This window comes from Planctobacterium marinum, from assembly GCF_036322805.1.
GTDB classification, from domain to species: domain Bacteria; phylum Pseudomonadota; class Gammaproteobacteria; order Enterobacterales; family Alteromonadaceae; genus Planctobacterium; species Planctobacterium marinum_A.
Window position 1 is genome coordinate 4422173 of the sequence record NZ_AP027272.1, and the last position, 12822, is coordinate 4434994.

General features: G+C 47.7%; 6 protein-coding genes. All 6 read left to right on the forward strand.

Annotation, left to right across the window (positions count from 1 at the left end; genetic code table 11):
* The first annotated feature begins 145 nt into the window (after positions 1-145).
* The 6 genes from AABA75_RS19435 (at position 146) to AABA75_RS19460 (ending at position 12807) form a co-directional block, all read left to right on the forward strand.
* Positions 146-2317, forward strand: coding sequence for an adenylate/guanylate cyclase domain-containing protein (locus tag AABA75_RS19435; RefSeq protein ID WP_338294391.1), 2172 nt, complete (start codon positions 146-148; stop codon positions 2315-2317).
* Positions 2318-2468: 151 nt separating this feature from the next.
* Positions 2469-6572 carry a filamentous hemagglutinin N-terminal domain-containing protein gene (locus AABA75_RS19440; RefSeq protein WP_338294392.1) on the forward strand — a complete coding sequence of 1368 codons (4104 nt, stop codon included), beginning with the start codon at positions 2469-2471 and terminating at the stop codon, positions 6570-6572.
* Positions 6569-8275, forward strand: a complete 1707-nt coding sequence (locus AABA75_RS19445) for a ShlB/FhaC/HecB family hemolysin secretion/activation protein (RefSeq protein WP_338294393.1) — start codon at positions 6569-6571, stop codon at positions 8273-8275. Before AABA75_RS19440 ends, AABA75_RS19445 begins: the two co-directional genes overlap by 4 nt.
* Entirely contained in the window at positions 8262-11042 is a 2781-nt protein-coding gene (locus tag AABA75_RS19450; RefSeq protein ID WP_338294394.1) for a CHAT domain-containing protein, read from the forward strand. The genes AABA75_RS19445 and AABA75_RS19450 overlap by 14 nt, the downstream gene beginning before the upstream one ends.
* 58 nt (positions 11043-11100) lie before the next feature.
* Complete coding sequence (locus AABA75_RS19455; protein ID WP_338294395.1) at positions 11101-11856, forward strand: hypothetical protein; 756 nt, start codon at positions 11101-11103, stop codon at positions 11854-11856.
* Positions 11857-11976: 120 nt separating this feature from the next.
* Entirely contained in the window at positions 11977-12807 is an 831-nt protein-coding gene (locus tag AABA75_RS19460; protein ID WP_338294396.1) for an alpha/beta hydrolase, read from the forward strand.
* Positions 12808-12822 lie beyond the last annotated feature (15 nt).

Sequence of the window (12822 nt, forward strand, 5' to 3'; positions counted from 1 at the left end):
TATGGGAATTTACAACTTACCTTTGCAGTGACAGTCAATGCACTGTATACAATAATAGGCCAAGTTCAAAGATCGTAGTAAGCAGTTTTTTACCCAATCAGAAATGAACCAGCCCACAGGACTAAAAAAACGCACAGGGTTTACTTTGCTGCACAGATTTCGACATCCATTGCCCATCAGAAAGCCGCTTTTATCCGGTATTTTCATATTCATTGCTTTCAGTATCGGCGTGCTATTTGACTCAAAAATGGAAACGCGTTTTGATGCTTTTTTCCACGATTCTGCCATCGTCCACACCGCCAGAGATGAGTGGCAGCACGTTAGCCTGGTGGCCTTAGATCCCGGTATTCCCGGATTTGTCAGTCGCCGCCAGGCATTACCCCTCTATGCACTCGCAGCACAACGGCTATTCGGAATGGGGGCCAGCGCGGTATTTATGGATGCCGTTTTATATGAATACGATCATCGCACCAGTTATGCAATGTGCATTGAGGAATACCAACAAGATGGACTACCTAATCAATTTCGTTGGCAAGCATCCGCCAATTTTGTGCCCTTTGACAATTTGAGCGAGGCGCAGTTTCAGCGCTTCTTTATTGCGCGTCCTCAGTTTGCGGGCAACGACGACTTCATCACCATCAACCTTTTACAAAACTATTTTGGCGAGACGCTATTGCCAGTGGATTTTTTCCAGCTGGAAAATAACACGCAACAGTTGCAAAGACTCATCGCAGACGCTTCGGTACACAAACGCAGTGAAGGTGCCTTTAATGCTTCATTTCGATGGATGAATTTAGCTGAGCAGGCGGTGATCCCAAAAGTGACTAAACTGCATAGTGAGCGCCTAAAGTTAACACCGGATCTTGACCATACAGAGCAATGTGAAGATAAACCTTGTAAGCGCATTCGTTTTTCGCTTCCAAAGCAGCAATTTTCCGAACGACCGGAGCAGCCCCTTATTCCCTTGAGCGAACTCGTCTCCTGTTCGTCCTTCTCAGTGACACCAGAATTGCAACAACAGGTTAAAGATCGGGTGGTGATATTGCAATTAACAGAGCCCACGGAAGCCACCGATATCAAAGTAACCCCAATGCTTTCAGCTTTTGCTTCGCCACGCCAGTTTATCTCCGGCCCACAGTTTTTGGCCGATGCGGTAGAAACAGCAATGCAAGGCGATGCCCCTGTAAGACCCGCTTTGGGACAACGCCTCTTATTAATATTAATGAGTAGTTTTATCGGCGTACTGTTAGCTGCTTATGCGCGCACCGCCATTGCATTAACGGCCCCGTTATTAGTGTTAACTGGCGGTTGGTTACTGTGTTTTGTTACAATACCCGCACAGCTATGGCCAGTTACCGCCAGCGTTGCCAGTGCCGCAATCGGCACTGTATTGATTTTAGCGACACATATTTCCTTGGGAACTGCTAAAGCCAAACTCATGGCGCAATACATTCCCCCCCAGATCCGCAGTCTATTGCTAAAGTACAAAGGCGATAAAAAGTTCGTTCACAAACACATTGACGCCGTCATATTAATGAGTGATATCGCCAAGTACTCTAATGTAACCAGTGAACTTAAAGATCCTGCTTATGTATTTCACTTGTTAAATCAATATTTTGAAGAAACCACCTTATCGACACAGAACCAGTATTCCGGTTGGCTGGAATCTTACGTGGGCGACATGGTGTGTTTTTATTGGCCGGTTCACCAAGACACCACCCTGATTGCGCAGCAGCACTTGGCCTTGCGCGGCGCGGTAGATATGGCCCGTAGGCAACAACATTTTTTTAATACCCTGGCGAAAAACAAAACCTTTGAAATTCCAGCAGAAACTCTGACCAGTATCTCTGGTTTTATCGGCGCTGGTATCGGGTTAACCAGCGGCCAAGTGATGATGGGAAATCTGGGGCCGCAAAACGGGATTCAGAAGTTTGGCTGCCTTGGCGACCCCTTGAATTTGGCCAGTCGAGTTGAAAGCCTGACTCGCTATTTTAATACCGAAATCCTGATCACTGAAGACCTGGTAAAACCTGCCCAAGAGCTTGAGCTTGCGGTTCGCTTCATCGCTAATGTCGTGGTAAAAGGCCGCAATGCTCCCATTGGAGTTTATGCTTTGGGGGAGCGAAGCGACCCGCGTTTTGCTCCGGAAAAAATTGATGCCTGGGTCGGCTGGCAAAAGACTTTCCATGAAGGTACGGCGCCCCCATGGCCAGGCAATCTCGAAGATTTCACTCTGGACAAGGCCACACTAGAGCACTGGCAAGAACAAGGCTTGTGGGATGCGCAACAAGCCTGCTATTTGCTCAAAGAAAAATAATAACGTAGCGATTAATGACAAAAAATGAACTTTGTGCAGTTTAAAATTCATCATCTGTGATAAAGCATGACTTTTAGCATTAAGGCAATGATTTTAGCCAGCGATTGGATATACTCTAAAGCAGTATCAAGCAAATGGATTCGGCCTGACTATGCTCAGTAAATCGAAACTCGCCCTCGCTCTTAGTAGCGCATTGATAAGTGCTGCGGGATTAGCACAAGTGATCACCGATGGCACTATGGGTGAAGCAACTAATCTGTCAGGCCCCGGCTATATTGTTGACCAGTCTTTAGGTACATTGAGTGGGAATAACCTGTTCCACAGTTTCAGTCAATTTGACTTGTTGCTAGACGAATCTGCCACCTTCACTGGCAGCGACACCATCAGCAATGTCATTAGCCGCGTTACAGGCGATAACCCAAGCCATATTCAAGGTCGAATTAAATCAGAAATTGGCACTGCTGACTTTTATTTTATTAATCCCGCAGGCGTAATATTTGGCGAAGGTGCAAAAGTAGATGTGCCCGGCGCATTTTACGTCTCTACAGCGCAACAACTCAATTTTTCCAATGGCGGTGTATTTTCTGCCGATACCTCTGCAAATAGTACTCTTTCCATTGCGGCTCCTGAGAGCTTCGGCTTTTTAGGTGAACACGCCAGCAGTATTGTATTTGATGGCAGTAACCTGAAGATTGAAGCCGGAGACCGAGTGGCTTTTAGCGCAGCAAACATCAACGCAACGTCCAGTGAAATAAAATATCGAGGTGGCCAATTAAGTTTAATTGCCACAGGCGACAGCGACACAATACAAAGCCTTGATGCGCCGCAGTTAACCGGAAATGGCAGTATTAATTGGCAACAGTCGGAAATCAGACTAGAGGGCAATGGCAACGCCAGTCTTGTTATTGTTGGCTCTGAAGTGAACACCTATGACACCAAGATTGCCGTAAAGAACACGGGGGACCTGGATAGCCAGACGGGTATTGAGGTCGTCACTGAGAATATGGTGATAACGAATAGCCTGATAAGAACCGAAACCAATAACTCGGGTCGGGCTGGCGATGTGCTAATTACAGCGAATACACTCACCCTCACCAGTGATGGCAATACAGAACAAGATGAATCGGTACTCTCTTCAGAATCAAAGGTACGCAGACCGCCACCAGATGATGCTCCTCAACCTCCAGATGGCACCATGCCACCTCCACCACCTGATAGTATAGACTTCGGTTCCTCCGGCGATATCAAACTACAAATTGCTGATTCACTGAAAATTCTCAATAACGCCACCATCAGTAATGTCACACAGGAAAATGGCCCGGGCGGTAATATCGATATTCACGCGGGCTCTATGCTCGTTGACACCATTAGCGCCACGGCAGATGTGGGGATAACCACATTAACGTCAGGTAGCGGCCAAGGTGGCGACCTGGTCATTGTAATAGACAATGAATTGCAGCTAATCGGCAATGGCCAACTCAATGCCATGACACTGGGCAGTGGTAATGCAGGAAATATTCAAATCACGGCAAACAGCCTGGCCATCACTGGAAATGAAAATACTCCCAACTCTCTTGCAAGACCGGGCATTAGAAGCTTAAGTGGTACTGAAGACGATTTGAACAATGCCCCAGAGGGGAATTCAGGGGATATTGAACTGAATATCGCTGGCGAGTTGCGCATTGAGTCGGGGGGAGAAATTGCATCAGTGACCACCGGCAATGGTGATGCAGGAAACATCTCCATCAATGTGGGTAGCCTTTATCTAAAAAGTGAGGATGGTGAAACCCCCATTACCATCGGTAGCAATACTTTAGGTCCTGATGCCTCGGGTGACGCCGGCAATATCGTTATTAATTCTGATGGTGCGATAAATCTGCTGGGTAATGCCTTTATCACTACGCTGTCCAATAGCGCAGGCGATGCCGGTGATATGACTATCAACGCGCAAAGCCTTTATATGGCAGGGACAAATAACGAAAGGGCGCGTTCCGGCATCAACAGCTCAACAACCGGGCCCGGCTCCAGAGGCGATGCCGGCACGGTCATCATCAATGTGACGGAAGACATCCAGATGATCAATGGTGCCAATATCACCTCTGATACAGAAAATGCTGGTAATGCAGGCAATATTTTTATCAATGCTCGTTCATTATCCATGTCGGCTGTTGACGACTCTGGCGATACCGGCATCAGCAGTAGTGCCACGGACAAAGAGATACCCGGCGAAGAAGATGAGCTTCAAGAATTTGTTTCTTCAGGAAATGCAGCCAATATTGAGATCCGTCTGAGCGGCGATATGGTGCTTATCGGTGAAGCCGAAATTAAAACCGAAGGGGAAAGCCTGGGTAACGCCGGCAACGTTTATATCGAAGCGGCCAACTTTTATATGGAAGGTGGCGAAATCGAGAGTAAAGCCGAAGGGGAAGGTTTTAAAGCCGGAAATGCCGGCGATGTCACGATGGTGATCGCCGGCAATGTCACCATAACTGACGAGGGCGCCATTGCCTCGGATTCATTTAATGGCGGGGCCGCGGGCAATGTTACAATTACCGCTGGCTCTTTGGATATTTCTGACTTGGGCTCTATTACCAGTACCGCTGCCCTAACCCGCTCAAATGCCGGCAATATCAATATATCAGTGAGTGGTGATATGACCCTCTCCGAAGGGGGAAACATTGTTTCCGACAGTATTTTAGCCGATCAAGCTGGCACAATTACTATCTCAGCGCAAAATCTCACCTTATCCGGAGATGGATTCCCAACCCGTATTTCCAGCACTTCACTTTTAGGCTTGGGCACTGCGGGGGAAATCAATATTGACGTAGTGGATACCGTCCTGCTCACTGCGGGCGGTCAAATCACTTCCAGTACTTTAGGTGCTACCGGCGATGCCGGCACCGTAAACCTCAGCGCAGGTGAACTCATCATCGATGCCCAAAATCAGGTATCACTTGATAGATACATTGAATACGTTGAGGATGAATTTGAAGACATCCCGGATGAATTTGAACAATTACCCTTAGATGATGATGATCTCATTGAGTGGGCAGCGATTATCGATATTCGCTCTAATGAGTTGTTGTCGACGGGTATCACCACGGTTTCGGACTTTGATGCGATAGGCAATGCCGGAGTCATTAACATCAACGTGAATAGCCTGACAGTGAGTAATGGCGGCGAAATTAATTCCAGCTCCTTTGCCACCGGAGACGCAGGTGACATTGTTATTCATACCAATAATCTGCTGATGAATCATGACAATGATGATATTCGCAGCGCGAATATTTCCAGCAAGGTGGGGGCACAAGGAAGCGGTGCTGCCGGAAACATCACTATCAGCGCCACGGATACCATCAGCCTAAACGGCGGTTTAATTGCGGTAGATACTGGTGCCACACTAGAAACCGATGAAACCCGCGAGGCCGGCAGCATTACCCTCACCAGCAATCAGTTTTTCATGGCCGACAATGCCAATGTCACCTCCGGCAGCAGTGGCAATATCGCCGCCGGAGACATTGATATCCGCGTTAGCTATCAAACTGCGCTGATGGACGCGCAAATTACGTCATCGGCAGTTGATGCAGACGCTGGTGACATCAACCTTGAAACCCAGCAGTTTTTCATGGAAGACAGCTTAGTCACCACCTCTGTAAGTAATAATGGCAATGGTGGCAACATCGCTATAGACGCCGATTTCATTTTAATGGAAGGCGGATTCATACAAGGTAATACGGGTGGACAAGATTTTACTGGTGGCGATATTACCATTGGTGCAGATTTTCTGATCGTAAGTAATCAAAGCTTAGTGTCTGGTGGTGAAGAGCGCCTGGTGTTTACGCCTAATAGTGGTATCAATGTCATTCAGGCCGCGGCGCCAGATGGGGTGAGTGGTGATGTTAACATCGGTGCCCTGGAATTCGATTTGAGCGATGAGTTAGCCAGTATTGGTGCAGAAGTATTGCAACTGGATAACCTCGATAACAATCCCTGTAATACGGGTAATGCCAGCACCCTGGCTAACACCGGAAAAGGCGGACTGGCGCAGCAACCGAACGAGTACAACTCTCCGATATTAAATAGCGACGCCATCAAAATCCGGCTACAACCTAACTCAAACGGTGCACTAAACAAACTCTCGACGCCAGACGAAGGCAACCTGAAAAAGCTGTCGCAGGGTAGAAACGCCAAAAGTGACATAATCACCTGCCAGGTAAATCACAGTGATAAAAATAAGGAACATGGCGCACCATGAGATTTAACGGATTGAGTGTCAGCGCAAAATGTCTGATAAAGGCGTTGCCATGGGTTTGGCTTGCTTTTTCACCGGGTATGCAAGCACAGGAAGTCATCACCGATGTGGGGCAGATGCGCCCGCAACTACCGGAATTTACCCAGCAAGATGAAGATAAACCCTTCAGCTTACCGAAAATTACGGAAAATTCGCGGCAAGATCCTCAAATCGGCCAATCGTTTGTACTTAGCAATGTGCTTTACAGTGGTAATACGCTGTTTACTGCTTCTGAACTCAATCAGCACATTGCTGACTATATAGGTCGCCCGATAACCGCGTCAGATCTTGAGGCTATGCGGGTTAAGCTAACTCAGTTTTACATTGCTCGCGGTTATATCAATTCCGGATTTATTTTACCCGCGCAAACCGCTCGCAACGGACAAATTCAGTTTCAAGTGATAGAAGGCACCCTGAGCAGTATCCAGTTATCTGGCATGGATGATATTTATCCTGAATTCATCATTGAACGATTGTTACCTGACCCGGAAGCCCCCTTTAATCTGAAGGAATTTCAGGAAAGGTATCAACTACTGCTCAACAATCCCCTGTTTGACAAATTTGACGGACGTTTTCGGCCAGGAGCACAGCCTGGAAAGAGCGTTCTGGATCTGACCATTACACCCGCAACGCCTTATGGCTTGTCAATTCAAGCGGATAACTTTGGCTCTGCCAGCAGTGGTGAAGGGCAGCTTAATCTTAACGGACATTACCTCAACCTGCTGGGGCACGGCGATAATATATCGGCTTCAATCAGGATGAAAGAGGGCTCTTTGGGCGGCAGTTTAAGCTATCAAATACCGCTTAATAAATACGATACCCGACTGACAGTACAATTTGGCTTTAACGATTCTGATGTCATTGAGCAGCAAATCGAAACCCTGGACATTGAAAGTGATTATCAGAGCACGGAAATAAGCTTAAGCCAACCCATTATCAGCAGTCTGGAGCGCACTTTGCTGGTAACAGGCACACTGTCAGTGCGAGAAAATCAGGGTAGCTTATTGGACCAACCCTTTTCCTTTGCGTTTGGCGAAAACAATGGTTTGTCGAGAGTATCAGCACTGAGATTGGCTTTACAAGGCAGCATTCGCAGTGCCAAACAGGTGTGGTCAGCACACTTGCGTTACTCCCACGGTATCACTGCTTTTCATGCAACGGATAATAATAACCTCACACCGGATAGCGACTTTTCAGCATTGCTGTTGCAACTGCAGTATGCTCGCTTGCTTGAGGGCGGGCTGCGCTTGACCTGGCGCGCTGATGGTCAACTGAGCAGTGATGGTTTATTGCCATTGGAACAATTTGCCATTGGTGGTGCTCGCACCGTCAGGGGATATCGAGAAAATGAATTGGTACGCGATGAAGGCTTTATAACCTCCATTGAATTGCGGTCCCCGGTATTTGATGACCTGGACTATGGCGGAAAACTCGGCGCATTAGACGCCTACCTTTTTAGCGATTACGGTGAAGGTAGCTACCGCTCAGAGATCCAGGATAACGCCAGCTCGTTATGGTCTGCGGGATTGGGTTTAGTGTGGCAGTTTACCCCCGGCTGGGCATTCGAAGTTATTTATGGTCATGCCATTAAGGCGCCTCAAACCAGAGCCAATTACGTTTTACAAGATGATGGCATTCACATGAGGATCACCGGTGAATTATTCTAAGCTAGTCTCCCGCCACAACATCTTTTGCTTAGCTATGTGCTGGTTGATGCTCTGTGTGGGCGATTTACAGGCGCAAAACGTGTCGGATGTCAGTACGCAACTGGCACAGGCGGAAGTATTGCGGGAACAAGGCAAATTACCCCAGGCTTTATCTCTGCTAAATAAAGCGCAGCAACAGGCAACGCTGAAAAGCAAACAGCACACCCTCATCTTGGGTTTGAAAGCCAACATTATGCTGTTGCAGAGGCGTTACGATGAGGCCTTTTTGATATTGTCAGAGACCCAACCATTAGCAGAAAAAAATCAATGGTGGTTTATCGCAGGCGACCAATCCAGTTATCTGGCCAATCTGTTTTTAAGGCAACAAAATCTGGAAAAAGCACAGCGCTGGTTTCAAAAAGCCCGTAGTATCGCAGCATTGTCAGGGGATCCACTGTTAAGCGTGCAATCGGGAATTAACCTCGTCCGCCTGCAATGGCAAAGTGCCCCTGAAAGCGTCCCAGAGCTTGCACCATTACAACAGGAAATCTCAAAAATAAGCGAGTATTCCGGCAGTGAAGTACTGCTTAATTGGGCGGCTTTGCTGCTGGATTCTTTGCCAATGGCCCAGAACAAAGCACAGCACAAGGAGCAAATATTCAATGCCCTGAACCGTCTATTGCAAAATCAACAGCACTTTAATCAGGCTACGTTATCACAAGCTTATGGGCTGATGGCCAGGTTATACATGACAGAGCTGCGTTATGAGGAGTCCCTGAAATTATTAAACAACGCTATATACAGTGCCCAACAACAACCAGATTTGTTGTACCGTTGGGAATGGTTGTCCGGACAAGCATGGCGTAACCAAGGCAATTTATCGGAGGCGGTAGCTGCATTGCAACGGGCAGTTAATCATTTAGAGACCATTCGTCAGGATATTCCGGTGGATTATGTGGATGGCCGCTCATCCTTTAGACAAACCCTGGAGCCACTTTACCTGGAACTCACCGACTTGCTATTACTGCAGGCCAAGCAAAGCGAAGAAAGCTCACAGCAACAAGCACATTTGCGCCAGGCCAGAGCAACCGTGGAGCTACTAAAACGCTCTGAGCTGGAAGACTATTTTGATAATCGCTGCATTATCGACAATCAGCAACAGATTGATTTAAGTACTGTCAATCAGGCGACTGCGGCAATTTATCCAATTTTGTTGCCCGACAGGATGGAGATTTTGGTGAGTTTTGCCAATCACATAGAACAGCGTACCGTAGCGGTTGGTGCAGCGGAGATCAGCCAGGCGGCCACCGCGCTGGCCAGCAGTTTCCGCACGCTGGATCCATACTATTACACGCTCTCAGATCAGTTTTACGACTGGTTAATCAGCCCCATCAACGACCTCTTACAAAGCCGCCAAATTGATACCTTAATTTATTTACCAGACGGACCACTTAGACTGGTGCCACTGGCCAGTATCAGCGATGGAAAACAGTTCTTAATCGAGCAATACAGCATCGTAACCTCGCCGGGTTTAACCCTGTTTGATACCAGCATCCGGGATAAAGATGAAATGCAGGTGCTATTGGCTGGACTGAGCACCCCCGGCCCGGTGGTGGATGATGTGAGCGAGCGGCTTTATGCAGCGATTAATGTCGCAACCGACAGACAAGTTAAGGAAAACCTGAGTCGCCGCCTCACCTATCCGCGCGAGCGCCGGGAGCAAGAAGCCCAGCAACGTGGGCAAAAAGCGCGAAACAAAGTTTCCATGCTGTCGCGACTGAGAATTGTTAATAAAACAGCCGTCACCGATAAGCGCAGTATTAGTGATGAGGACTTGCGCTACATCAGCAAACGTCCGGGTGTTAAACCACAATCCAATTACCAAACTAAGCAAGCGCAATTAAGGCAGCAACTGCGCATTGTGAACAAAATCGCTCTACAACAAAACCCACAAAAAACCGAATCTGACGCCGCACTACGCATTGTCGCCAAGTATGCGAGCCAACAAGCATTAGTGGCGGCCTTGCAAGAACGGGAGCCGCAACAACCACTACGCATAGTCACCAAAACGCGTTACCAACGCCCATACGCCGCTGAGAAAGTAGAGGCCGGTACACCGCAACTGTTGGCCAGTAACAACACCGGACAATTGCGCTTGTTAAAACGTTCCTTACCTGAAAACCAGGCACAATTGCGACTGCTGAAAGCACAACGGCTGGAACGCCTGAAAAACCGCTTAAAGCTGCCCGGTGTAGACCAGGAAATCGAGAATATTAGCCGCGTTTTCAGCGGTGACGCTCTGGTGAATGATGACTTCAGCAAGCAACAGTTTGTAGACAATATGCTCAGTAATCGCTACGACATCGTGCACATTGCCTCTCATGGCGTGTTTGGCGACTCAGCAGAAAACAGTTTTGTCATGACCTACGACGAAGTGTTGGACATGGACCAACTGGAAGCCTTGTTAAATCATCCGAAGTTCAGCAAGGCCCCGGTGGAGCTGATCACCTTGAGCGCTTGTCAGACAGCTGATGGTGATGATCGCGCCCCACTTGGCATAAGTGGTATCGCTTTACGGGCGAAAGTGCGCAGCGCCTTAGGCGCTTTATGGGCGGTGTCAGATGCCGCTACCGTGGAATTAATGAGTGAATTTTACGCCAATCTGAAAAAACCGGGTATGACCAAAGCTCAGGCATTGCGGGAAGCACAAATAACCATGCTGCAACAGGAGCAGTATCGCCATCCGTTTTTCTGGTCGGCATTTATATTAATCGGGAACTGGTTGTGATCTGCAATACTCTAATGCAGAGCATTGGCCATCAAAACATTCCGAAGGAGTGAATGACATGAATATGCGAGCTACAAAGAAAACTGTTTTAAAAAAATCACTGGCCCTGCTGGCTTTAACCGGGCTATTAACTTGGCAAACATCCGTCAGCGCCGAAGACCTGCTGGTAATAGTGGAGCGTAGCAAGGGCGCAGAATTATCAGGGGATGACAATAAACTAGCAACTGAAGAAACCATGCAGATTGCTGCCAAAGGCCGGGTTTGGGCAGTTAAGAAAGACACAGAGACATCTTACAATTTGATTTGCATGAATCAAACCAATGCCCCTTTAACACTGACTTATAACGAACAACAGCGCCCTTGGCTTGCTGATACCAATGCCAGCTGTAGCGCCAGTAATGACAGTGTTTACAGCTGTAAAAATGAAGCGCAAAACACCACTTTGATGTGCCGTACTCAGGAAGTGGCTAAACGCGGCAACGGTATCGGCATCACCGATATGACTGCCGTAGCACTGCGCTCATTGGATAATTCCGACGAAGCCTTTTATCGCATTGCCAATAGCGTGATGGAACAGCACAAATTGCATTTTGACCTGTGTCAGGATATGCATGGCAACCACAGTAAGGGCGGCCTCTCATTTGTCATTCAGGCCAGTGGAGAAATCGAAAATGTAGCGGTGATCAAAGAAGGCGAACTGGCCACCCCTACACGCTCAGAAGACTACGCCGAATGCATGGCGCAAGCCATTGAGCTATGGCGCTTCCCTACCCTCGATTATATCTACGAGATGGAATACGCCTTCGTAAATTAAATCAAACGCACTAATCTCGAAGCGGCAGGATACGAATTCTTACAAAGTATTCTGCCCGTCACCTTGCCTGATCGCACCCAGGCTGCAATAAATTAAGAAATATCCCAATACCGCTTGCAAATGACTATTCGTAGCACTTTGTTATTGTTTGTCCTATTGAGTTGCCTCATCTCCACTGGCAAGGCACAAACACTTGATAGTCGTTATTTGCAGTCTCTTGCTAACACTGACACCTTCGAAGTTAAAAACCAAAAACAAAACTACTATATCTATGTGAAAGGACCTGCTCAGCAGGAGCCGGATAAGCGCTATCCGGTGATCTATTTATTGGACGGCGGTATTACCTTTCCCATGCTTAGCGCTCACGCTCATTTATTGCAAGCCTTAGAAGAGCTGCCAGAATTGATTATTGTGGGGATCAGTTATGGCACTGATGACTGGCGCCAAGGCAATGCCCGCAGCCACGACTTCACCCTGCCTTCAGAGAATGAGAATCGAAAACACTGGGGCGGTGCAACTGAGTTTGCCCGCTTTCTGACACAAAAATTAATACCGCTAATAGCTCAAAAATACCCCACAGATGAAGCAAAGCGCCTGTTATTCGGTAATTCATTGGGTGGTCAATTTGGCCTCTATCTCGCCACTTACAGGCCAGAGCTTTTTTATGGCATCATTGCCAATAATCCTGCCATACATACCAATACGGAACGCTTCCTGAAATTACCTGAATCACTTTCCTTTAAAGGAAGAGTTAAATTATTTGTAGGAGCAGCGGAGCACGACGCAGCGCGTTTTACAGCCCCAAGAAAGATTTGGCAGTCATACTGGCATGAGAATTCACATCCCAATTGGCAACTACACATCCAGCCTATGCCTGGCCACAGCCACGTCTCTTCCATTCCAGATGCTTTTCGTCAAGGAGTGGCCTGGATACTGTCCACTGAAAGCTAAATCACCCGCAATAAA